The 23,604-nt window shown below is 59.8% G+C and carries 24 protein-coding genes; 22 read left to right on the top strand and 2 right to left on the bottom strand.

Features of this window, described 5'->3' with window-relative positions; all coding sequences use genetic code 11:
* Window positions 1-11 precede the first annotated feature (11 nt).
* The 11 genes from AC07W5_RS14955 (at window position 12) to AC07W5_RS14905 (ending at window position 10,577) form a co-directional block, all read left to right on the top strand.
* The gene (locus tag AC07W5_RS14955) at window positions 12-317 is read left to right on the top strand and encodes a sarcosine oxidase subunit delta (protein WP_494991408.1); all 306 of its coding nucleotides are present in this window, start codon (window positions 12-14) and stop codon (window positions 315-317) included.
* A complete protein-coding gene (locus tag AC07W5_RS14950; protein WP_495023698.1) occupies window positions 304-3,243 on the top strand; it encodes a 2Fe-2S iron-sulfur cluster-binding protein in 2,940 nt (979 codons plus the stop codon). Before AC07W5_RS14955 ends, AC07W5_RS14950 begins: the two co-directional genes overlap by 14 nt.
* A 2-nt stretch (window positions 3,244-3,245) precedes the next feature.
* Window positions 3,246-3,926 (top strand): sarcosine oxidase subunit gamma, encoded by a 681-nt coding sequence (locus AC07W5_RS14945; RefSeq protein ID WP_495023697.1) that lies wholly within the window; start codon window positions 3,246-3,248, stop codon window positions 3,924-3,926.
* Between the two features lie 182 nt (window positions 3,927-4,108).
* The gene (locus tag AC07W5_RS14940; RefSeq protein WP_495023696.1) at window positions 4,109-4,891 is read left to right on the top strand and encodes an IclR family transcriptional regulator; all 783 of its coding nucleotides are present in this window, start codon (window positions 4,109-4,111) and stop codon (window positions 4,889-4,891) included.
* Between the two features lie 332 nt (window positions 4,892-5,223).
* Window positions 5,224-5,814: an amino acid synthesis family protein gene (locus AC07W5_RS14935; protein WP_494991404.1), complete on the top strand. Its 591-nt coding sequence runs from the start codon at window positions 5,224-5,226 to the stop codon at window positions 5,812-5,814.
* A 25-nt stretch (window positions 5,815-5,839) separates the two neighbouring features.
* The gene (locus tag AC07W5_RS14930) at window positions 5,840-6,673 is read left to right on the top strand and encodes an alpha/beta fold hydrolase (protein ID WP_494991403.1); all 834 of its coding nucleotides are present in this window, start codon (window positions 5,840-5,842) and stop codon (window positions 6,671-6,673) included.
* A complete protein-coding gene (locus AC07W5_RS14925) occupies window positions 6,670-8,151 on the top strand; it encodes an aldehyde dehydrogenase (protein WP_495023695.1) in 1,482 nt (493 codons plus the stop codon). Before AC07W5_RS14930 ends, AC07W5_RS14925 begins: the two co-directional genes overlap by 4 nt.
* A 12-nt stretch (window positions 8,152-8,163) precedes the next feature.
* Window positions 8,164-8,649 carry a flavin reductase family protein gene (locus tag AC07W5_RS14920; RefSeq protein WP_494991401.1) on the top strand — a complete coding sequence of 162 codons (486 nt, stop codon included), beginning with the start codon at window positions 8,164-8,166 and terminating at the stop codon, window positions 8,647-8,649.
* 129 nt (window positions 8,650-8,778) lie between these two features.
* Window positions 8,779-9,168: a carboxymuconolactone decarboxylase family protein gene (locus AC07W5_RS14915; protein WP_150807566.1), complete on the top strand. Its 390-nt coding sequence runs from the start codon at window positions 8,779-8,781 to the stop codon at window positions 9,166-9,168.
* A 90-nt stretch (window positions 9,169-9,258) separates the two neighbouring features.
* Window positions 9,259-10,011, top strand: a complete 753-nt coding sequence (locus AC07W5_RS14910; protein WP_494991400.1) for a GntR family transcriptional regulator — start codon at window positions 9,259-9,261, stop codon at window positions 10,009-10,011.
* 2 nt (window positions 10,012-10,013) lie between these two features.
* Window positions 10,014-10,577: an NUDIX hydrolase gene (locus AC07W5_RS14905; RefSeq protein WP_494991399.1), complete on the top strand. Its 564-nt coding sequence runs from the start codon at window positions 10,014-10,016 to the stop codon at window positions 10,575-10,577.
* A 15-nt stretch (window positions 10,578-10,592) separates the two neighbouring features.
* Here the strand turns inward: AC07W5_RS14905 and AC07W5_RS14900 are convergent, their stop codons facing one another.
* A complete protein-coding gene (locus tag AC07W5_RS14900) occupies window positions 10,593-10,886 on the bottom strand; it encodes a DUF1330 domain-containing protein (RefSeq protein ID WP_495023694.1) in 294 nt (97 codons plus the stop codon).
* Between the two features lie 86 nt (window positions 10,887-10,972).
* On the opposite strand from AC07W5_RS14900, the gene ribBA reads away from it, so the two are divergent.
* The 10 genes from ribBA (at window position 10,973) to AC07W5_RS14850 (ending at window position 20,777) form a co-directional block, all read left to right on the top strand.
* Window positions 10,973-12,082: a bifunctional 3,4-dihydroxy-2-butanone-4-phosphate synthase/GTP cyclohydrolase II gene (gene ribBA, locus AC07W5_RS14895; protein WP_495023693.1), complete on the top strand. Its 1,110-nt coding sequence runs from the start codon at window positions 10,973-10,975 to the stop codon at window positions 12,080-12,082.
* A gap of 430 nt (window positions 12,083-12,512) precedes the next feature.
* Window positions 12,513-13,538: an ABC transporter substrate-binding protein gene (locus AC07W5_RS14890; protein WP_494991396.1), complete on the top strand. Its 1,026-nt coding sequence runs from the start codon at window positions 12,513-12,515 to the stop codon at window positions 13,536-13,538.
* Window positions 13,535-14,479, top strand: coding sequence for an ABC transporter permease (locus tag AC07W5_RS14885; protein ID WP_495023829.1), 945 nt, complete (start codon window positions 13,535-13,537; stop codon window positions 14,477-14,479). Before AC07W5_RS14890 ends, AC07W5_RS14885 begins: the two co-directional genes overlap by 4 nt.
* Before the next feature lie 6 nt (window positions 14,480-14,485).
* Window positions 14,486-15,295, top strand: a complete 810-nt coding sequence (locus tag AC07W5_RS14880; RefSeq protein ID WP_494991395.1) for an ABC transporter permease — start codon at window positions 14,486-14,488, stop codon at window positions 15,293-15,295.
* Between the two features lie 17 nt (window positions 15,296-15,312).
* The gene (locus AC07W5_RS14875) at window positions 15,313-16,467 is read left to right on the top strand and encodes an ABC transporter ATP-binding protein (protein WP_495023692.1); all 1,155 of its coding nucleotides are present in this window, start codon (window positions 15,313-15,315) and stop codon (window positions 16,465-16,467) included.
* A gap of 313 nt (window positions 16,468-16,780) precedes the next feature.
* Window positions 16,781-17,266, top strand: coding sequence for a flavin reductase family protein (locus tag AC07W5_RS14870; RefSeq protein ID WP_489074574.1), 486 nt, complete (start codon window positions 16,781-16,783; stop codon window positions 17,264-17,266).
* Between the two features lie 58 nt (window positions 17,267-17,324).
* Window positions 17,325-18,368, top strand: a complete 1,044-nt coding sequence (locus tag AC07W5_RS14865; RefSeq protein WP_494991393.1) for an LLM class flavin-dependent oxidoreductase — start codon at window positions 17,325-17,327, stop codon at window positions 18,366-18,368.
* A 78-nt stretch (window positions 18,369-18,446) separates the two neighbouring features.
* A complete protein-coding gene (locus tag AC07W5_RS14860; RefSeq protein WP_494991392.1) occupies window positions 18,447-18,605 on the top strand; it encodes a hypothetical protein in 159 nt (52 codons plus the stop codon).
* A gap of 130 nt (window positions 18,606-18,735) precedes the next feature.
* Window positions 18,736-19,419 (top strand): cysteine hydrolase family protein, encoded by a 684-nt coding sequence (locus AC07W5_RS14855; protein WP_495023691.1) that lies wholly within the window; start codon window positions 18,736-18,738, stop codon window positions 19,417-19,419.
* Window positions 19,416-20,777 carry a purine-cytosine permease family protein gene (locus tag AC07W5_RS14850; protein WP_495023690.1) on the top strand — a complete coding sequence of 454 codons (1,362 nt, stop codon included), beginning with the start codon at window positions 19,416-19,418 and terminating at the stop codon, window positions 20,775-20,777. Before AC07W5_RS14855 ends, AC07W5_RS14850 begins: the two co-directional genes overlap by 4 nt.
* 176 nt (window positions 20,778-20,953) lie before the next feature.
* Here AC07W5_RS14850 and AC07W5_RS14845 read toward each other — a convergent pair whose 3' ends face one another.
* A complete protein-coding gene (locus AC07W5_RS14845) occupies window positions 20,954-21,928 on the bottom strand; it encodes a site-specific integrase (RefSeq protein WP_495023689.1) in 975 nt (324 codons plus the stop codon).
* Window positions 21,929-22,464: 536 nt separating this feature from the next.
* On the opposite strand from AC07W5_RS14845, the gene arnB reads away from it, so the two are divergent.
* Window positions 22,465-23,604: a UDP-4-amino-4-deoxy-L-arabinose aminotransferase gene (gene arnB, locus AC07W5_RS14840; RefSeq protein WP_494991388.1), complete on the top strand. Its 1,140-nt coding sequence runs from the start codon at window positions 22,465-22,467 to the stop codon at window positions 23,602-23,604.

The following is a 23,604-nucleotide window of genomic DNA, read 5'->3' as shown; positions in this document are numbered from 1 at the left end:
GGGCGAAACCTATGAAAGTCATGAATTGCCCACTGAACGGGCCGCGCAATATCACCGAGTTCACCTACGGCGGCGAGTTCAAGGATATGCCCGACCCGGTGACCTGCAGCGACGCGCAATGGGCGCATTACGTGTTCAACAGCGAGAACGCCGCCGGCGTGGTTCGCGAGTGGTGGATGCACAACGCCTCGAGCTACTGGTTCCTGGCCGAGCGCCACACCGTTACCGACGAAATCCTGCGCACTTTCGATGCTCGCGAAATCTACAACCAGCGCGTCGAGTTCAGCCTTGCGGAGCACAGCAATGAGCCAGCCTGATTCCACCTTTGAAAGCCGCTTGCCGCTGCCCATGGGCCTGCTGATCGATCGGCAACGCCCGTTGGTCTTCAACTTCGACGGCAAGCCCTATTCCGGCTTTGCCGGTGACAGCATCGCCAGCGCCTTGCTCGGCAGCGGCCGTTTTTTGCTCTCGCGCTCGTTCAAATACCACCGCCCACGCGGCCCGTTGACCATGGCCGGGCAAGACGCCAACACCCTGGTGCAACTGCCGCAAGAGCCTAATGTGTTGGCCGATACTCACTGGCTGCAGGCCGGTGTCCAGGTCAGCGGACAAAACTATGCCGGCTCCCTGGACAATGACCGGGATGCGCTGCTGGGCAAATTCTCGCGATTCATGCCGGTGGGCTTTTATTACCGCTCGTTCTACAAGCCCAAGGGCATGTGGAAAATCTGGGAGCCGCTGATTCGCAAAAAGGCCGGGCTGGGCATCCTCAACCTGGATTTCAAGCCGCAGTATTACGACAAGGCTTACCTGTTCGTCGATCTGGCAGTGGTCGGCGCCGGGCCCGCCGGCTTGCAGGCAGCACTGACCGCCGCCAATGCCGGGGCCAAAGTGCTGCTGATCGAACAACAGCGTCTATTGGGCGGCGCACTCACCTATGCACGCTTCGACGTGCAGGGCGCTCAGGCCGATGACGTGCGCCAGGCGCTGGTGAACGCAGTCAGCCAGCACGCCAACATCCAGATTCTCACTGAAGCGACCTGCAACGGCTGGTTCACCGACAACTACCTGCCGGTGATCAAGGACAAGCGCATGTACAAAGTGCGCGCCAGCCAATGCATCATCGCTTCGGGCGCCTTCGATCAGCCGGTGATTTTCCGCAACAACGACCTGCCCGGCGTGATGCTGTGCAGCGCCGCGCAACGCTTGATGAAGTTGTACGCGGTCAAACCCGGCAAACGCGCGGTGGTCCTGACCGGCAACGACGACGGTTATCGCACCGCGCTGGATTTGCTGGAGCAAGGGGTTGAAGTCGCAGCCGTAGTCGACATGCGCAACGACGCCGACGATGCGCGTCTGAGCACCGAGCTCAATCGCCTGGGCGTTACCGTGCACCTGCAACACACCGTTTATGAAGCCTTGCACAGCAAAGGCATGCGCCACATCAGCGGCGTCGATATCCGGCGCATCACAGCCCGTGGCGAAGTCGCAAGGGAAAGTCTGCAACTCGATTGCGACCTGCTGTGCATGACCGCAGGCTACATGCCAGTCTATCAACTGGCCTGTCAGGCCGGTGGCAAGTTGGCCTACGCCGACCCAGTGGCGGAGTTCGCCATCACCGGCCTGCCGAAAAACCTCGCCATCGCCGGTTCCGTCAACGGTCGGCACCTGCTGGAAAACGTACTCAAGGACGGTGCCAAAGTCGGTGCGCAAGCGGCGTTGGCCTTGGGCCTGGCTGTGGAGCATCAGGAGCAGGCGCTGAGCCCCGAACATCGGGTCAACTTCGACTGGCCAATCTTCGCGCACCCGAGCGGCAAGGAATTCGTCGACTTCGATGAAGACCTGCAAATCCGCGACATCATCAACGCGACGCGCCACGGCTATCGCGACGTGCAGTTGGTCAAACGCTTCTCCACTGTGGGCATGGGGCCTTCGCAAGGTCGGCACTCGGCACTGCCAACGGCGCGTCTGGTGGCCGCCAGCACCCAGCGCACTGTCGGCGAAACCGGTGTCACCACCGCTCGCCCGCCGTTCGAGGCGGAAAAGCTGGCGCACATCGCCGGGCGCAGTTTCGACCCGATCCGGCGTACCGCCATCCATCAGCGTCATCTACAGGCCGGAGCGAAAATGATGCCGGCCGGTAACTGGCAGCGTCCGGCCTACTACGGCTTCAAGGACAAAAATGGCCAACCGGCCAGCCGTGAGCGCTGCATGCAGGAAGAAGCCTGTCATGTGCGCAAAAGCGTCGGTCTGATCGACGTCTCGACCCTCGGTGGCCTGGACATTCGCGGCCCGGATGCCGCCGAACTGCTGGAGCGGATGTACACCTTCGCGTTCGCCAAACAACCGATTGGCCGCACCCGTTATGCGTTGATGACCAACGAACACGGTGTGGTCATCGACGATGGCGTCTGTGCGCGGCTGGCCGATCAACATTTTTATGTCACGGCCACCACCAGCGGCGTCGACCGGATCTATCAGTCGATGCTCAAGTGGAACGTGCAATGGCGGCTGAACGTCGATATTGCCAACGTCACCGCGGCCATCGCGGCGGTCAACCTGGCCGGGCCCGAATCGCGCAAGGTGCTGGAAAAGGTCTGCGCCGATATCGACCTCTCGCCTGACGCCTTCCCTTACCTGGGTGTGCGTCAGGGCACGGTGGCCGGGATCGCCGCTCGGGTCATGCGGGTCGGCTTCGTCGGTGAGCTGGGGTATGAGATCCATGTGCCGGCGCGTTATGCCGAATACCTCTGGGACACGCTGATGGACGCCGGACGTGAACAGGGCATTCGCCCGTTCGGCGTCGAAGCACAGCGCTTGCTGCGGCTGGAAAAAGGCCACGTGATCATCAGCCAGGACACCGATGGCATGACCCACCCTGCAGAAATCGACATGGGTTGGGCGATCTCGCGCAAGAAGCCGTTCTTCGTCGGCCGGCGCTCCGTGGACATCCTCGAAGCCCAGCCGCTCAAGCGCAAACTGGTGGGTTTCACCTTGCCCAAGGGCAGCAGCCAGCCGCTGGAAGGTCATCTGGTGCTCAAGGGCCCGGACATCAGCGGCAACGTCACCTCCTGCGAATATTCGCCAACGCTGGGCATGATCATCGGACTGGCCTATGCCGCCGTCGATCAGAGCACACCGGGGCAACAGATTCCGATTCGGGTAGAGGGCGCGCAAGTGGTACAGGCCACGGTGGTCAAACTGCCGTTCTTCGATGTCGATAGCCAACGCCAGGAGTTGTGAGCATGGTCACTGCACAAGATTTTCGCGAACGCAGCCCATTGTCTGCCTTACAGGAAAACGCCCGGTTGGCACGTCTGGGCGACAGCCTGATCGTCAGCCGTTACGGCGACCAGGATGAAACCGCGCAGTTGGCGAGCTGCGCCCTGCTCGACCTGAGCAATCTGGCGCGGGTCGGCTTTCGTGGTGCCGATGCCGCCGCGCATCTGCACGCGCAACAATTCGAACTGCCGAGCGCGCCTAACCGCTGCGTCGTGCAGGCCGATGGCAGCAGCGTCGCACGCCTTTCCCAGACCGAGTATTTCCTGCTTGGCAGCTTGCAGGACGCGGGAGCCAGGCTTCAGAAGCTCGAAGCCCAATGGCAACTGTCCTCCAGCGCCTGCTACCTGCTGCCGCGGCAGGACAGCCACGCCTGGCTGGTGTTGACCGGCGAACACCTCAGCTCGGTGATGGCCAAGGTCTGCGGCGTCGATCTGCGACAACAAACGTTCGCCACCGGTGCCGTGGCACAGACGTCAGTGGCGCGCATGAGCGCGATCATCATCAATGCCTCGCAACCGGACCTGCCGCTGTTCCACATCCTCTGCGACCGGGCTTCGGCGCAATATTTGTGGGGTGCGTTGCTGGATGCGATGCAGGAGTTCGGTGGCGAACCGGTGGGTATTGATGCGTTGTTGGCGGGATGAGGTCTGCCTGAGGGATTTTCGTGCCTTATAGGCCGCCTCGCGAGCAAGCTCGGCTCCTACAGGTTATGTGCCAATCACACCATCCAGATCTGGCGCAATTCCACTGTAGGAGCCGAGCTTGCTCGCGAGGCGGCGTACCTGACTCACCGCATGATGGTCCGGCTACTCCTGCAGGAGACTCCATGAACAGCATCGAAGACCCCACCCTCGACAGCGATTACCGTGTCCCGGCCTTGCAGCGCGGGCTGTGGATTCTGCAGTTGTTCAGCAGCAGCGAACGGGTGCTGAGCATGAACGATATCGCCGAGCGCCTGGCGCTCAGCGTGTCGTCGATCTACCGCATCGTGCAGACGCTCAATGGCATGGGTTATCTGAAAAAAGCCGGGAAAAACACCTATGAACTCGGCCCGCAGGTGATCGCCAATGGCTTCACCTACCTGGCCAGCCGTGATCTGGTGGACATCGCGATCCCACACCTGAACACCTTGCGTGACCGCAGCTCACTGTCCTGTCACCTGGCCGTGCGTGAGCAGACCGACAGCGTTTACATCTACCGGGCTTTCGCCTCCCAACGCTTGTCGGTCAACGTGCCCATCGGTACGCGCATTGCCTGCCATTGCACCGCAATGGGTCGGGTGCTGCTCAGCGATTTGAGCGAAGCCACCCTGGTCAGCCTGTACCAGCACGTGCGGCTCGACGACTACCCGGCGCCCGCGCCCAAGACCTTGCCCGAGCTGCAGCAGATCGCCGAACAGGATCGACAACTGGGCTGGGTACTGCACCGCTCCGATTACTCCACTGCCATCGCCACCGCTATCCGCGACCACCGCGGCGAGGTGGTCGCTGCAATCAATCTGTCCGGCCCGGATGCGATCATGGACTCCCCGGACAATCGCGAACGCTTCAAGAACATGCTGCTGGACTGCGCACACCTGATTTCTGTCGAGATGGGTTTTAAGGCTTAACCCTCAAGCGCAATCCCCTTGGCGACACCAATCTAATGTGGGAGCGGGCTTGCTCGCGATGCAGACACCTCGGTGTATCTGAAACACCGCGGTGATGCTATCGCGAGCAAGCCCGCTCCCACATTAGATTGGGCCAGGCTTCAAAACTGTCGCCATGCCCACATCGACTTCCAACCCGTGGAATCGCACCCGCAGCATTCCCCACTTTCCCCTGCCCGCTCTACCTTCCGTCGCCTTCCCTTTCGATGAACTTGCAGCTGACGCTTGCATACACAATATTATGGTATACCATCATACGACAAACACATTCCCTCTCTCATACGGAGTCGCTCATGAGTTTCGAAATTCGCAAGATCGTCAGCTACGTGGAAGAAACCTTTATCGAAGGCGGCAAGGCCGCTGACACGCCCGTGACCATGGTCGGCCTGGCCGTTGTCATCAAGAACCCATGGCTGGGTCGTGGTTTTGTCGAAGACCTGAAGCCGGAAATTCGTGCCAACTGCTCCGATCTGGGGGCTCTGATGGTCGAGCGCCTGGTGGCGACGATCGGCGGTGCAGACAAGATCGAGGCCTATGGCAAGGCTGCCGTAGTCGGCGCCGACGGCGAGATCGAGCATGCTTCCGCTGTGATCCACACCCTGCGTTTCGGCAATCACTACCGCGAAGCGGTGAAAGCCAAGAGCTATTTGAGCTTCACCAACAAACGCGGCGGCCCGGGCACCTCGATCCAGATTCCGATGATGCACAAGGATGACGAAGGTCTGCGTTCGCACTACATCACCCTGGAAATGCAGATCGAAGACGCGCCGCGCTCGGATGAGATTGTCGTCGTTCTCGGTTGCGCCAACGGCGGTCGCCTGCACCCACGCATCGGCAACCGCTACATCGATCTGGAAGAACTGGCCGCAGAGAAAGCCCAGTAACTCATAAGATTTGCAGGAGCGATCCATGATTCGGCTCAGCGCTGAACTCACCCCGGCCGGCACCAGTTATCTGGCGACCGGCCAAGGCCAACCCGTGGTATTGATCCACGGCGTGGGTCTGAATAAAGAAATGTGGGGCGGCCAGATCGTTGGTCTCGCTCCGCATTACCGGGTCATTGCCTATGACATGCTTGGGCATGGTGCCAGCCCGCGCCCGGCATCCGGTACCGGGCTGCTCGGTTATGCCGACCAGTTACTGGAACTGCTCGAACATTTACAGCTGCCACAAGCCACGGTCATCGGCTTCTCCATGGGCGGGCTGGTGGCACGGGCATTCGCCCTGCATTACCCGCAGCATTTGCTCGGGCTGGTGGTGCTCAACAGCGTGTTCAACCGAAGCCTTGAGCAGCGCGCCGGGGTCATCGAGAGGACCGCCCAGGCCGCCGAACACGGCCCGGATGCGAATGCCGAGGCGGCGCTATCGCGCTGGTTCAGCCGTGAATATCAGGCGGCCAATCCGGCACAGATCGCGGCGATCCGCCAGACCCTGGCCGGCAATGACCCGCAAGGTTATCTGACCACCTATGAGTTGTTCGCCACCCAGGACATGTACCGCGCCGAGGACCTGGGCACTATCCAGGTGCCGACCCTGATCGCCACCGGCGAGCTGGACCCCGGTTCCACGCCGCAAATGGCCCAGCAATTGGCCGAACGGATACCCGGCGCGCAAGTTGCCGTGCTCCACGAGCAACGGCATATGATGCCGGTAGAGTCGCCGCGCCTGGTCAATCAGGTGCTGCTGGACTTCCTCAACACGGCGCAAACCCGACAAAATCAAATAAAGGGGATCGTTGCATGACACTCGCACGCTTCCAGATGTGCATCGACGGACAATGGGTCGATGCCCTCTCCGGCAAGACCTTCGAAAGCCTCAACCCGGCGCTGGCCCAAGCCTGGGCCGAACTGCCGGATGCTGACGAAGCCGATGTCGAGCGCGCCGTACAGGCCGCGCAAAAAGCTTTCGAAAGCCCGGCCTGGCGCGGTTTGACCGCCACCGCCCGTGGCAAATTGCTGCGCCGTCTCGGTGATCTGATCGCCGAGAACAAAGAGCAGCTGGCGCAGCTGGAGAGCCGCGACAACGGCAAGCTGATCCGCGAGACCCGCGGTCAGGTCAGCTACTTGCCCGAGTTCTTCCATTACACCGCAGGCCTTGCCGACAAACTTGAAGGCGGCACCCTGCCGTTGGACAAACCCGACCTGTTTGCCTACACCGTGCATGAACCGATGGGGGTGGTCGCTGCGATCATTCCCTGGAACAGCCCGCTGTACCTGACCGCGATCAAACTGGCGCCGGCTCTCGCAGCGGGCAATACCATCGTGATCAAGCCGTCCGAACACGCCTCGGCAACCATCCTCGAACTGGCCCGCCTGGCCCTCGAAGCCGGCATTCCAGCGGGCGTGGTCAACGTCGTCACCGGGTACGGGCCCAGCACCGGCGCGGCCCTGACCCGCCACCCGCTGGTGCGCAAGATCGCCTTCACCGGCGGCGCCGCAACGGCTCGCCACGTAGTGCGCAGCAGTGCCGAGAATTTTGCCAAGTTGTCGCTGGAACTGGGCGGCAAATCTCCAAACATCATCTTCGCCGACGCCGACCTCGACAGCGCGATCAACGGTGCCATCGCCGGCATCTATGCCGCTTCCGGGCAGAGCTGTGTGTCCGGTTCGCGGCTGTTGGTGCAGGACGAGATCTACGATGAGTTCGTCGAGCGTCTGGTAGAACGCGCCAAGCGCATCCGCATCGGCAACCCGCAGGACGACTCCAGCGAAATGGGCCCGATGGCCACTTCCCAGCAACTGGCCGTGGTCGAAGGTCTGGTGGCCGACGCCATCGCCGAAGGCGCCCGCCTGCGCCTGGGTGGCAAGCGCCCGCCAATGGACAGCGACGGCTGGTTCTACGAGCCGACCCTGTTCGAATGCGACCGCAATTCGATGAAGATCATGCAGGAAGAAGTCTTCGGCCCGGTCGCGTCGGTGATTCGCTTCAAGGACGAGGCCGAGGCGCTGGCCATCGCCAACGACTCGCAGTTCGGCCTGGCGGCAGGCATCTGGACCCGCGACCTGGGCCGCGCCCACCGCCTGGCGCGGGATGTACGCTCCGGGATTATCTGGGTCAACACCTACCGTGCAGTCTCGGCCATGGCGCCGATCGGCGGTTTCAAGAACAGCGGCTACGGTCGCGAGAGCGGCATCGATTCGGTGCTGGCCTATACCGAGCTGAAAACGGTATGGATCAACCTCTCGTCGGCTCCCATGCCCGACCCCTTTGTCATGCGTTGAGGATGGCCCGAAATGATCGAACCTGGCATTTATAAAGACGTGATGGCCTCCTTCCCCTCCGGGGTCACGGTGGTCACCACCCTCGACCCCGAGGGCGGCATCGTCGGCATCACCGCAAGCGCCTTCAGTGCGCTGTCGATCGACCCGGCGCTGGTGCTGTTCTGCCCCAACTACGCCTCAGACACCTACCCGATCCTGCGCGACAGCAAACGCTTTGCGATCCATTTGCTCTCGGCGGATCAGCAGGCCGTGGCCTACGCCTTTGCCGGTAAAGGCAAGGACAAGGCCAAAGGCATCGAATGGCACCTGAGCGAACTGGGCAACCCGCTGCTCAACGAGGCCACGGCGATCATCGAGTGCGAACTGTGGCGCGAATACGATGGCGGCGATCACGCAATCATCGTTGGCGCGGTGAAGAACCTGATCCTGCCTGAGCAACCCGTCACGCCAATGATCTATCACCGAGGCAAGCTGGGCCCGCTGCCCACCCTCGCCTGAGCACTTTTCTTCAGGGTCGCACGCCACCACCCATAATCACCGCGAAGGTTCGAAATACGGCATCGACGACTACCTTGAACTCAAATACACCCTGATGGGTGGGCTTTGATCCGCCGGGAGCGATCTGACATGAACAACGAGAAATACCAAAAGGGTCTGGCAATCCGCACTCAAGTGCTGGGCCAGGACTATGTGAACAAATCGATCGAGAACGCCGACGACTTCACCCGGCCGCTGCAGGAAATGGTCACCGAGTACTGCTGGGGTCACGTCTGGGGCCGCGAGGGCTTATCGCTTAAAGAACGCAGCATGATAAACTTGGCCATGATTTCGGCACTCAACCGGCCACACGAACTCAAGCTGCATGTACGCGGCGCCTTGCGTAACGGTCTGAGTCGTGAACAAATACGGGAGATCCTGCTTCAGGTAGGCATCTACTGCGGTGTCCCCGCAGCCGTAGACAGTTTCCGTCTCGCCCGTGAAGCATTCGCCGAAGCCGACGCCGAGGCATCCAGTTAACCACTGGCTGTTCAATCTGACCGGAGCACTGATGATCGAAGCGATCGAAGTGCTCTTTTTGCATGGACAGCCACATTCAGAGCGGACCCGATGAAACGCCTGCCACTTGACGACAGCTTCAAGGTCAATCGCAACCCCGTTACCCTGCGCGAAATCGTGCTGGATAAACTGCGAAGCGCCATCATGAACTTCCAGCTTCTGCCGGGAGACCGTCTGGTCGAGCGGGATCTGTGCGACCGTCTGGGTGTCAGCCGCACCTCCGTTCGTGAAGCCCTGCGCCACCTGGAATCCGAAGGTCTGGTGGAATTCGCCGATGCCAAGGGCCCGAGCGTTGCCATCATTACCCTGGAAGATGCCTGTGATATCTACGAGCTGCGTTGCGTGCTCGAAGGCCTGATCGTCCAGTTGTTCACACTGCGCGCCAAGGCCAAGGATGTTCGCGCCCTGGAAAAAGCCCTCGAGGAGAACCGCAAGGCCCTCAAGGACGGCGAATTGCAGCAAGTACTCGATTCGGTACAAGGCTTCTACGACGTTTTGCTGGAAGGCTCGGGCAACCACGTCGCGGCCACCCAGTTGCGCCAGTTGCAGGCACGCATCAGCTATCTGCGCGCCACTTCGGTGTCCCAGGAGAACCGCCGCAGCGTCAGCAACCAGGAAATGGAACGCATCGTCGAGGCGATCAAGAGCGGCGACCCACTGGCTGCGCATCAGGCATCGGTCGATCACGTCCGCGCCGCCGCGAAAGTCGCGCTGGACTACCTCAAGCTCAAGCAGAACGAGACTGACAAGGTGCGTGAAATCGTCTCGCCCATCGTTCTCAAAGAACCGCGCATAGGTCACTGAACATGCCCATCCCGCGCTTCTGCCCGCAATGCGGTAGCAGTGACCTCGGTCACCAGCAGCCGCAAGGCGATACCCATGAGCGCTTGATGTGCCGCGGTTGCGGTTACATCCACTACGTCAATCCAAAGATCATTGCCGGCTGCATCATCGAGCAGGATGGCAAATACCTGCTGTGTCAGCGTGCGATCCCGCCGCGCCCCGGCACCTGGACCCTGCCCGCAGGCTTTATGGAAAGTGGCGAAACCACCGAGCAGGGAGCCCTGCGCGAAGTCTGGGAAGAAACCGGGGTGCGCGCGGAAATCGTCTCGCCCTACTCGATCTTCAGCGTGCCGCAGATCAGCGAGGTCTACATCATCTTCCGCGCCATCGCCGTGGAAGACACTGGACAATACGGTCCGGAGACCCTCGACTGTCGCTTTTTCGCGCCCCAGGACATTCCCTGGGACAGCATCTACTACCCGGCCATCCGGCAGATCCTCGAACGCTATATCGAGGAACGCCAGGCGGGTGTCTACGGCATCTATATGGGCAACGATGACAGCGGCACAGTCCACTTCATCCGCTGACCGAACCGCCGAAACTCAGGCTTCATACCCTTCGACAATGATCACTTCAGCCCTGGCTGCGCCCTGGCGGTACCGGCACGCCTGCTGATATTCCGGCGAGCGATAGCACGCCTGCGCCTGTTCGTAAGATTCGAACTCGATCACCACGCTGCGTTGCGGCGTCGCCCTGCCCTCCATTGCCTCGCAACGCCCGCCACGGGCCAGCAGCTTGCCGCCAAACAGGGCGAAGGCTGCTGGCGCGCGCTGGGTGTATTGAACGTATTGATCCGGGTCGGTGACGTCGACGTGGGCAATCCAGTAAGCCTTCATAGCAACCTCGTTATTTCGGTTTATTTTGTATTATGGTATACCATAAACACGAACCTTCAACCATTCGCGACACAGAGAGCCCGAGCATGGCCTTCAACAGCATCGAAGAACTTATCGAAGATTACCGTCAAGGCAAGATGGTCCTGTTGGTCGACGATGAAGACAGAGAAAACGAAGGCGACCTGCTGCTCGCCGCCGAACGCTGCAACGCCCAGGCGATCAGCTTCATGGCCCGCGAAGCACGGGGCCTGATTTGCCTCACGCTGACCGACGAGCACTGTCAGCGGTTGGGTCTGGAGCAGATGGTGCCGAGCAATGGCAGTGTATTCAGCACCGCCTTCACCGTGTCCATCGAAGCCGCCACCGGGGTCACGACCGGAATCTCGGCCGCCGACCGCGCCCGCACCGTCGAGGCCGCCGTGGCGGCGACTGCTACCGCGCAAGACCTGGTACAACCGGGGCATATTTTCCCGTTACGGGCCAAGGAAGGTGGCGTGCTGACCCGCGCCGGGCATACCGAGGCCGGTTGCGATCTGGCGCGCCTGGCCGGTTATACCCCGGCCTCGGTGATCGTTGAAGTGATGAACGATGACGGCACCATGGCCCGGCGACCGGACCTGGAGATCTTCGCGGCCAAACACGGCATCAAGATCGGCACCATCGCCGACCTGATCCATTACCGGCTCAGCACCGAACATACAGTGACGCGCATCGGCGAGCGCGAACTGCCAACCGTTCACGGTACGTTCCGACTGGTCACCTATGAGGACCGGATCGAAGGCGGCGTGCACATGGCCATGGTCATGGGCGATATCCGTCGCGAAGACCCGACACTGGTCCGCGTGCATGTGATCGATCCGCTGCGCGACCTGGTTGGCGCCGAGTACACCGGGCCGTCGAACTGGACGCTGTGGGCGGCACTGCAAAAAGTCGCCGAAGAAGACCGTGGTGTGGTGGTAGTACTGGCCAATCACGAGTCCTCGCAGGCGCTGCTTGAGCGGATTCCCCAGTTGACCCAACCGCCTCGGCAATACACCCGCTCACAATCGCGAATCTATTCCGAAGTCGGCACCGGGGCACAGATTCTGCAAGACATCGGCGTCGGCAAACTACGCCACCTCGGGCCACCGCTCAAATATGCAGGCTTGACCGGGTACAACCTGGAAGTCGTGGAAAGCATTCCGTTTACCGGCTGACGCCACGATGGAGTATGGGCATGACGCGCTTCCCGTAGCAGCTGGCGAAGCCTGCGTCCGGCTGCGCAGCGGCCGTAAATTCAGGCACCGCGGTGTTTCAGGTTAACCGTGGACGCAGGCTTTACGACTGCTGCGCAGCCGGACGCAGCCTAGCGGCAGCTGCTACGGGGAATGTGCCGAGGCGGCACCGTAATCAGATAAGAAATATCGCCATCTGCTGACAATCGGTAAGGCGAAGCCCTTGCAGAAAGTTTGGAATACCATAATATGATATTCCATAGACCGAACAATTCGTCAGGTGCACCCGCCAGGGAGGACACACAACAACAGCCCCTGACACGGTCGATGTTCAAGGCCCCGATGGACCTACTGCTCCCGATAGGCGGGCGTCAACAGCCCGCTCAAAAACACAACAAATGAGGGCGTAAAAATGGTGTTGAATAAACGTGCAACCGCGTTACTCGCTGCAGGCTTTCTGGCAATCACCTGCACGGCAGCCAGTGCGGCTGACAGCATGAGTTTCGTCAGCTGGGGTGGCTCTACCCAGGATGCGCAAAAGCAGGCCTGGGCCGACCCTTTCAGCAAGTCCAGCGGGATCAAAGTGGTCCAGGACGGCCCGACCGACTACGGCAAACTCAAGGCCATGGTTGAAAGCGGCAACGTGCAATGGGACGTGGTCGATGTCGAGGCGGATTTCGCCCTGCGCGCAGCGGCTGAAGGTTTGCTCGAACCGCTGGACTTCAAGGTGATCCAGCGCGACAAGCTCGACCCGCGTTTCGTCTCCGATCACGGCGTCGGCTCGTTCTTCTTCTCCTTTGTCCTCGGTTACAACCAGAGCAAGCTAGGCGCTACGGCCCCGGAAAACTGGAACGCACTGTTCGACACCAAAACCTTCCCGGGCAAACGTGCGCTGTACAAATGGCCGAGCCCTGGCGTACTGGAACTGGCCCTGCTGGCCGACGGTGTTCCCGCCGACAAGCTCTATCCTCTGGATCTGGATCGCGCCTTCAAGAAACTCGACACCATCAAAAAAGACATCGTCTGGTGGGGCGGTGGCGCGCAATCCCAACAACTGCTGGCCTCCGGTGAAGCCAGTCTCGGTCAGTTCTGGAACGGCCGGATCCACGCCCTGCAAGAAGATGGCGCACCGGTCGGTGTGAGCTGGAAACAAAACCTGGTCATGGCCGATTTCCTGGTTATCCCCAAAGGCTCGAAAAACAAGGACGCGGCCATGCGTTTCCTGGCCAACTCCAGCTCCGCCAAAGGCCAGGCCGACTTCTCCAACCTGACCGCCTATGCACCGATCAACACCGATAGCGTGCAACGCCTGGACTCAGTACTGGCACCCAATCTGCCGACTGCCTACGCTAAGGATCAGATCACTCTCGACTTCGCGTATTGGGCCAAGAATGGTCAGAGCATCGCGACACGGTGGAACGAATGGCTGCTCAAATGAAGATGACGGCCACTGCGTCCCGTCAATCCAATCCGGTCGGGGGCGCCTCTGGCGTCGCCGGTTCGGCTCCAGGCAAGGCGGCGGCCATGAAGCCTTCCACTCCACTGACCCAACGTTGGCGCGGTGCCAGCAACCTGGCCCCGGCACTGCTGTTCCTTGGCCTGTTCTTCTTCGCGCCGCTGATCAGCCTGCTGCTGCGTGGGGTCCTCGAACCTGTTCCAGGGCTGGGCAACTATACCGAGCTGTTCGCCAACTCGGCTTACGCCCGCGTGCTGTTCAACACCTTCGCGGTGGCAGGCCTGGTCACCGTATTCAGCTTGCTGTTGGGTTTCCCGCTGGCTTGGGCAATCACCCTGGTCCCGCGTGGCTGGGGCCGCTGGGTGCTCAATATCGTCTTGCTGTCGATGTGGACCAGCCTGTTGGCACGGACCTATTCCTGGCTGGTGCTGCTCCAGGCTTCAGGGGTGATCAACAAGGCCTTGATGGCCATGGGCATCATCGATCAACCGCTGGAGATGGTGCATAACCTGACCGGCGTGGTGATCGGCATGAGCTACATCATGATTCCGTTCATCGTCCTGCCGCTGCAGGCGACCATGCAAGCCATCGATCCGATGGTCCTGCAGGCCGGGTCCATTTGCGGTGCCAGCCCGTGGAGCAATTTCTTTCGGGTGTTCCTGCCGCTGTGTCGGCCGGGGCTGTTCTCCGGCGGCTTGATGGTGTTCGTCATGTCCCTGGGCTACTACGTCACCCCGGCACTGCTCGGTGGCGCGCAGAACATGATGCTGCCGGAATTCATCATCCAGCAGGTGCAGTCGTTCCTCAACTGGGGCCTGGCCAGCGCTGGCGCAGCCTTGCTGATCCTGATCACCCTGGTGCTGTTCTACTGCTACCTGAAGCTGCAACCGGAATCCCCGGTCGGCTCCAGCAACTCGAGGTAAGCCATCATGTTATTGACCGCCAATGCCATGAGCCGGCGCATGCGTTTGAGCCTTTACCTCACCACCGGGGTCATAGCGTTGTTTCTGCTGCTGCCCATTGTGTTCATCGTGCTGCTGTCGTTCGGCTCTTCTCAGTGGCTGGTGTTCCCGCCACCGGGCTGGACGCTGAAGTGGTACATGCAATTCTTTTCCAATGCCGACTGGATGGATGCAGCCTTTGCCAGCCTCAAGGTCGCGGTCCTGACCACGATCTTTGCCGTGGCCCTGGGTTTACCGACCGCCTTCGCCCTGGTGCGTGGGCGCTTTCGCGGCCGGGAGATGCTGTATGGCCTGTTCACCCTGCCGATGATCGTGCCGCTGGTGATCATCGCCGTGGCGGTGTACGCGCTGTTTCTCAAGCTCGGCTACACCGGGACGATGTTCGCCTTTGTGGTCAGCCATGTGATCGTCGCGTTGCCGTTCACCATTATCTCGATCATCAACTCGCTGAAACTGTTCGATCAGTCGATTGAGGACGCTGCGGTGATTTGTGGTGCTTCGCGACTGCAAGCGGTGTTCAAGGTGACCTTTCCGGCAATCCGCCCGGGCATGGTCGCCGGTGCGTTGTTCGCCTTTCTGGTGTCGTGGGATGAGGTGGTCCTCAGCGTGATGATGGCCAGCCCGACCCTGCAAACCTTGCCCGTAAAAATGTGGACCACCTTGCGTCAGGACCTGACCCCAGTGATCGCCGTCGCCTCGACGCTGCTGATCGCGCTGTCGGTACTGGTCATGGTGATCGCCGCCGCTGTGCGCCGGCGCAACGAAGTCAGCGCCTGAGCGCCTGGGAGAAAAAAATGAGTGCTGTGATCAAAGACCCTGCGCAGCAGGACAACAAGACCCTGGTCAGCCTGCGCAACCTGAACAAGCACTACGGCGACTTCGCCGCCGTGGACGACATCTCGCTGGATATCCAGGACGGTGAATTCCTCACTTTTCTCGGCTCCAGCGGCTCCGGGAAAAGTACCACCCTGTCAATGCTGGCCGGCTTCGAAACCCCCAGTTCCGGGGAGATCCAGGTCAACGGCAAATCGCTGGTCAATGTGCCACCGCACAAACGCGACATCGGCATGGTGTTCCAGCGCTATTCGCTGTTTCCGCACCTCTCGGTGCGCGACAACATCGGCTTCCCGCTGGATATTCGCAAACTCGGCAAAGCCGAACGTGAGCGTCGGGTCGAAGCCATGCTCAAACTGGTGCAACTGGATCAGTTTGCCCATCGCCGCCCTTCGCAACTGTCCGGCGGCCAGCAGCAGCGCGTGGCGATTGCCCGGGCGCTGGTCTACGAGCCACGCATTCTGCTGATGGACGAACCACTCGGCGCGCTGGATAAAAAACTCCGTGAAGACCTGCAGGATGAACTGCGCCAGCTCCATCGGCGCCTGGGTATCACCATTGTCTACGTGACCCACGATCAGGAGGAAGCCATGCGCCTGTCACAACGCATCGCGATCTTCAGTCATGGCAAGATCGTCGGCCTGGGCAGCGGCTTCGACCTGTATCAGAACCCGCCGAATGCCTTTGTCGCCTCGTTCCTGGGCAACTCGAACTTCCTCAAGCTCAAGGCCCAGGGCAATGCCGTGGCGACCTTTGAAGGCCGACCGCTGTCGATCCGTCTGACCTCAGGGTTGCAAACCGGTCAGGAAGTGCTGCTCATGGTTCGCCCGGAAAAAGCCCTGGCCCTGAGCGTCGAACAGGCCGCCAGCGATCCCCTCGCCCCAGGCTGGAACGAAGTGTCGGCGAGCGTTACGGAAGTGTTGTTTCTTGGCGAAAGCCAGACCTGTAGCGTGGTCACCTCTGGCGGCACAGCGATGACCGTCAAAGCGCTGTCTGCTGCGGGTATGCCGCTTAAAACCGGCGATCCGGTGCGGGTGCGCTGGGCCACTGCCGATGCCTGCGTCTATACCCTGTGGGCGGAGAGTGATTTGAACAAGGCGGCTGGCGCGCACTGATCTGCTTCCCTGCCAAACCAGGCCAACGCCCTTTAACCAGGGCGTTGGCTTTTTTGTGGGTGACAGATTGTCGTTTCGGGCAAGCCTGCGGTTGTCGTAGCACGCTTTTCGTAGCAGCTGGCGAAGCCAGCTGCTACGAGGGGATTGTTGTATCGGCCATAAAATTCCTCCGATTCATGACCTCTCAGCCGAGAACGGACATTCGTCTAGACAGAAGAAAAACCACTTGCAAAGATGATATTACGGTATACCATCAGACATACAAAATCACTAAAAAGGCGCACAGCGCTACCGTCTGGCCGAGGAACATCCAATGATCGACGCGAACGTCTACAAATTAGTCATGGGCTCCTTCCCTTCCGGTGTGACAGTCATCACCACACTGGATGATGAGGGTCAAATCGTCGGTCTGACGGCCAGCGCTTTCAGTTCACTGTCGATGGACCCGGCCCTGGTGCTGTTCTGCCCCAATTACAGCTCCGACTCCTACCCGGTGCTGATCAAGAACAAGCGCTTTGCCATTCACTTGCTTTCCGGTGAACAACAGAACGAAGCCTATGCCTTCGCCCGCAAAGGCAAGGACAAGGCGCAAGGCATCCAATGGACCCTCAGCGAGCTGGGTAATCCGCTGCTGAGCAATGCCACCGCCATTATCGAATGCGAGCTATGGCGTGAGTACGAAGGCGGCGATCACGCCATCATGGTCGGCGCGGTGAAAAACCTGATCGTGCCGCAGCAGCAGAGCCGCCCGCTGGTGTATTGCCGCGGCAAGATGGGCGCCCTGCCAGCCTTTGCCTGATCCCACCCCCGTGCCTGTAGCTGACAGGCAACAACAAAAAAGATCCGAGGTATGCGTCATGAAATTTTCGTTATTCGTGCATATGGAGCGCTGGGATGAGCAAGTCAGCCATCGCCAATTGTTCGAAGACCTGACCGAGCTGACCCTGCTGGCCGAGGCCGGTGGTTTCCGCACCGTCTGGATTGGCGAACACCACGCCATGGAATACACCATTTCCCCAAGCCCGATGCCGCTGCTGGCCTACCTCGCGGCACGCACCACCACCATTCACCTGGGCGCCGGCACCATCATCGCGCCGTTCTGGCACCCGCTGCGGGTCGCCGGTGAATGCGCGCTGCTGGATGTGATCAGTAACGGCCGCATGGAAGTCGGCCTGGCCCGAGGCGCTTACCAGGTTGAGTTCGACCGTATGGCCGGCGGCATGCTTGCCTCCTCCGGCGGCCAGGCCCTGCGGGAAATGGTTCCGGTGGTGCGCGCGCTGTGGCAAGGCGACTACGCCCACGATGGCGAGATCTGGAAGTTCCCGACGTCCACCAGCGTGCCCAAGCCGATCCAGCAGCCAAACCCGCCGATGTGGATCGCCGCCCGCGACCCGGACTCGCACAACTTCGCAGTGGCCAACGGCTGCAACGTCATGGTCACGCCGCTGATGAAAGGCGACGAAGAAGTGCTCGACTTGAAGAACAAGTTCGAAGCCGCTCTGGCCAATAATCCCGACGTCCCGCGCCCGCAACTGATGGTGTTGCGCCATACCCATATCCACAGCGCTGACGACCCCGAAGGCTGGAAAGTCGGCGCCAAGGCCATTTCGCGCTTCTATCGCACCTTCGATGCCTGGTTTGGCAACAAGCAAGTACCGGTCAACGGGTTCCTGGCACCTAGCCCGGAAGAAAAATTCGAAGGCCGTCCTGAGTTCGAACTGGAAAACATCCACAAGAACACCATGATCGGCACGCCTGAAGAAGTCATCGCACGGATCAAGTACTATCAGGAACTGGGCGTCGACGAATTCAGCTTCTGGTGTGACAACAGTCTGCCCCACGCCGAGAAAAAGAAATCCCTGGAGCTGTTCATCAAGCACGTCGTGCCTGCGTTCCAGTAAGCCTGCGGTTACGTATACTGCCGCACCTGCAGGGTTGCGGCAGTACCCGATCAGCATTGCCTGTCATGGTCGATTTTCATGATAAACAGTCGATTCTACCCACGTGCAAGCTCCCCTGCTCCAGGCGCTGAACTGGCGTACTTGCGTGGCGATTCGACCTCTTCGCACATCCATCTCAAGCGCTTGCGCGCCTGCGTTTCGGCCAAGCAGAACGGCTTCTGGCTGATAATCACCTGAGCAAACCCTGAGTTAGAACCACACTGCGACCGGACTTCGCCTGGCGAGTCTTGTCGTTTGTGTACTCTGCTTCGACTCGATCGAGTCTGCGGGGCGGCCGTTTGCGCCCCGTTCTTCATCAGGTTTGCTCATGAATAATAAAAACGCGCTCTTGATCATCGACATGCAACAGGAAGATGGCTTCCCCCTGGAAAACTTCGAGGGGGTCATCGCCCATAACCTTGCATTGCTCACGGCGGCCCGCCGCAGCTCTATCCCGGTGTTCTACACCCGGCATATCAATCAGGCCGACGGCCGTGGTCTAGCTCCGGGCGAGCCCAGGGCCGACGACGGCGGCCCCAGCAGTTACCGGGCCGGTACCGCTCAAGTAGAAATCATCGCTGCACTGGCACCCCGGCCGGACGAGCAGGTCATCGACAAACATCGCTACAGCGGCTTTCATCAGACCGACCTCGACGCGCGACTCAAACAGCTGGACATCGACACCCTGATCATCAGCGGCGTGCTGACCGATGTTTGTGTATTAACGACGGTTTTCGACGCCTTTTCGCTGGGTTATCGCATCCAGCTGATCACCGACGCCTGCTCAACCAGCACCTGGGCGGCGCACTACTCTGCGCTGCTGATCATGGCCAACTGGGTGTACTCAATCGAGCTGTTCACCTGCGAACAATTCCTGCTTTCGCTGCGCGGTGAGCATTTTGTCTGCTGCGCCCCCGGGCAGCCGGACCTGTTCGCCCACCAGCCCGAGGAGTTGACGAACACCATTGCCCGCTTCCAATCCAGCCTTCAGCGCCAGGAGTGCCTGTCATGAGCATCGAAAAAAGAAGCATCGATTTCATTCCAGAGTCCGAACGCTACGGTAAGCCCGGTTCGCTGTTCTTCATCTGGTTCGGCGCCAACATGAACATCACCACCATCGCCTCCGGGGTGTTGCCGGTGGTGATTGGGTTGAATCTGTTCTGGAGCGCGCTGGCGATCGTTCTGGGCTCGCTGCTGGGCGCGATCTTCATGGCTTCGCACTCGGCCCAGGGACCCAAACTGGGGATCCCGCAGATGATCCAGAGCCGCGCGCAGTTCGGGGTGATCGGTGCGATCCTGCCGTTGCTGTTCGTCATGCTGATCTACCTCGGCTTCTTCGTCAGCAACACCTTGCTGGCGGCCCAGGCCCTGGAGTCCGTCAGCCCGCTGGGTAGCAACGCCAACATCGTTCTGATCGGTGTGTTGTGCTTCGTGGTGGCGCTGTATGGCTACCGGCTGATCCATCGGCTGCAAAAGCTGCTGTCGATCCTGTCGCTGTTGGTGTTCATCGCCGCCACGCTGCTCGCGTTGAGCCTGCCGATCCCGGCGGGGCAATGGGCTGCGACGGACTTCTCACTGGCGAAATTCTTGATGGCAGTGAGCATTGCAGTGACCTGGCAACTGTCCTACGCCCCATATGTAGCGGACTACTCACGCTACTTGCCGAGCAAAACGCCGATGCCCCAGGTGTTCTGGTACAGCTACGCCGGGACGGTCAGCGGCGGTGCGTGGATGATGATCCTTGGGGCGATCCTGAGCGTGGCCATTCCCGACTTCGCCGCCAATGTAGGCGGCCATGTCGCCGGACTGTTCGGCCCGGCGGCGCTGCTGTTGTTCGCGTTTATCGTCTACGGCCAGGTGTCGATCAACGTTTTCAACCTGTATGGGGCGTTCATGTCGACCATCACCGTGATCGAACCCTTCTCTCGCCTGCGCGTCACACCACGGGTCAGGGGCGTGTTCATGTTGATCATCAGCCTCGTCGCCACGGCCTTATGCACCATCAATCAGGCTGACTTCATCGCCTTTTTCCTCAATTTCATCTTCTTCATGAGCTATTTCCTGATCCCCTGGACGGCGATCAATCTGGTCGACTTCTACTGGTTGAGGAAAGGTGAATACCGGATTGACGATATCTTCGACATGAATGGCATCTACGGCAGGGTCAACTGGATCGCCTGTGCGAGCTTCATCGTGGCCATCGTGGTGGAGATCCCCTTCATGAACACCACCCTTTACGTCGGTCCGCTGGCCACGCTGCTCGATGGTATTGACCTGGCCTGGGTAGTCGGATTGGTGGTGCCAGCCATCAGCTACTACTGGCTGATGAGACTCGGCAAGCAGGCTCCAAGGGTCGCTGAACTGTCATAAAGACCCTGCACAGCGCCTGATCGCGGGTTTTCGCCCATCACACACCCGCCTGAGCCAAGGCGAAGGCCGGTGTGTGAGTTCGCGCCAGCTTTGGTACCCATTGGCACTCGGCAATGGCACTCGACGTCGAGCAGAAGAGCCCGCCCGGCGGGCCCTCCCAGGCAATAGTGCACCCTTTAAAGGTCAAAGCGATCAATCGCCCGGCGTCGTTCGTTTTCATCTCGAACGTCATAATTGGCGGTTGTCTGGATGTTCGTGTGATGCGCGAGCTTTTGCGCAATTGACAAGTCGTGCTCCTCGATCACACGCGTAATGAACGAGCGACGAAAATCATGAGGCATGATTTTCACGCCAACCTGGGCACCGCGTTGTCGTGCAATGTAATAAATCGCGTGTTTGGTGATCCGTTCACGGGTGATGTGACTGCCACGACGAATTCTGTTGAACAGAAACGGATCGTCATCCTGCCCTTCGACCAACTGTGAGCGCCGAAACTGCAACCATGCGTCCAGCCTGGCGAACGCCCAGGTCGGTGCGTACTTGATCAGTTCCTTGTTTCCTTTTGCCGTGACTCGCAGGCTGCGCTCACGAAAATCAATCTGGTTGAGCTCAAGATTCACCGATTCGGATTTACGCATGCCTGAGCCATACAGGATTGCTATCACCGCAGCGTCCCGCAGCCCTTGCGGTCTTGGATCGGCCGCACAGACGGCCATCAGCTCCTGGATCAATGAGCGCTTGAGGTTTCGCCCCTGGGACAGGCGTGTGCCCGCGATGGCTTTGACCGAGCGCATTTTCAACAGATGATCCTGAGTGATCAGGCTCAGACGCCACGCCTCGTTCATCACACCGCGCACGGCATTGACATATAACGAGGATGTATTAGGCGCATAACCATCGGCGCGTAATGTCGCCACCAGCGCGATAACGTCGCCGGGCTGCAGTTCATGCCAGGGGATTTCCTCGATATTCATATCTTCAAAACCCAGCCGATCCGCAGCGTCTTGCAGCACATAACGCATGGTCAGCCGGCTTGAAGGCGCCAATCGAGCCAGATAGAGGGTCAGTGGATTGTCGTTACCCTTCCCCTCAGGCACGTTCAATCGGCTGCCGGGGGTATGCGGTGAATCGTTAGTGGGTAGATCAATCAAACTGAACAGCCCTTAAATGAAAATAGCTCAACCAAACATCCATTCGGGCGAGAAAATTTAATACAGAACAACAGCCACTGCGAATGCCACCGACTGAGTGATGCCCTTCCCTGACGCGTCCAAAAGGACCGACAGATATTTTTCCAGAGAAAGCCACCGGGCCAAAAAACCTGAAAAACTCTGAACATTAGCTGTCTGGCCCCGAGATAAACAGTCTGTTGCCCTATTTTTCATATTAGTTTCACATTTTTACGCTTAACCTCGCCCCGGAGAATAGGGTGCCATCACGTTGATGGTGCAGACACTACAGCCCCACTGCAGCAACGGGTGACAATTCCGGGCGATGACGATAAAGTATTGATCCTTATTTACTTTTCAGCCTATTGGTCTTTACTCACGGTGCGCATGGATCGCCCGCATCCAACCTCTGGAATGGACACTGTCGAATGCCCGGCTTGAACAATTTCACTGAATGACATCCTGGTTTTAACCCGTTTTATTGCCTGCGCCCCCTACCCGTTTTACCCGAGGTCTTGATGAACCAGCCGTTTCTCCCCTTCTCACGTCCCAGCATTGGCGATGAAGAGATTGCCGCCGTTGAGCAGGTACTTCGCTCTGGCTGGATTACTACCGGCCCGAAAAACCAGCAGCTCGAAGAACAATTCGCAGAGCGTGTGGGCTGTCGGCATGCCGTGGCGCTGTCTTCGGCCACTGGCGCGATGCACATCACCTTGCTGGCATTGGGGATCGGTCCAGGCGACGAAGTGATCACGCCTTCGCAAACCTGGGTCTCCACCGCCAATATGATCTGCCTGTTGGGGGCAACACCGGTTTTCGTCGACATCGACCGCGACACACTGATGACCGACGTCCATGCCATTGAGGCGGCAATCACCCCTCGGACCAAGGCAATCATCCCGGTGCATTACGCCGGCGCTGCCTTTGACCTGGATCCACTTTATGCGCTGGCGGCCCGGCATGGCATCCCCGTGATCGAGGACGCCGCCCATGCCGTCGGTACGCAGTATCGCGGCCGCGCAGTCGGCGCCCAAGGCACGGCAATCTTCTCGTTCCACGCGATCAAAAACATGACCTGCGCCGAAGGCGGGATGTTTGTCAGCGACGATGAGGCCCTCGCCAACCGGGTACGCATGCTCAAGTTTCATGGCTTGGGGGTTGATGCCTACGATCGCCTGACCCATGGCCGCAAGCCGCAGGCACAGGTGATCGAGCCCGGCTTCAAGTACAACCTGGCCGACGTCAATGCGGCGATCGCACTGGTGCAACTGCAGCGCCTGGATGAAATCAATGCCAAACGCGAAGAACTGGCGCAAGCCTATTTGAAGCGCCTGAGTGCATTGCCGGTAGAACCGCTGAAAATGCCGGGCTACCCGCAACAACATACATGGCATCTGTTCATTCTGCGCATTGACGCCGAGCGTTGTGGGCGCGATCGTGATGCCTTCATGAAAGCATTACAGGAACAAAACATCGGCAGCGGCATTCACTTTGTCGCTACCCATCTGCATACTTACTACCGCCAGCGTTTCCCGAACATCCATTTACCCAATACGGAGTGGAACTCGGCACGCCTGTGTTCGATCCCGTTGTTCCCCGACATGACCCTCGACGATGTCGAGCGTGTCGCGAGCGCCATTGAAAACATTCTGGACTGA

The organism is Pseudomonas sp. GW821-FHT01E05, from assembly GCF_059422425.1.
This window is presented reverse-complemented; position numbering and strand designations above follow the sequence as displayed.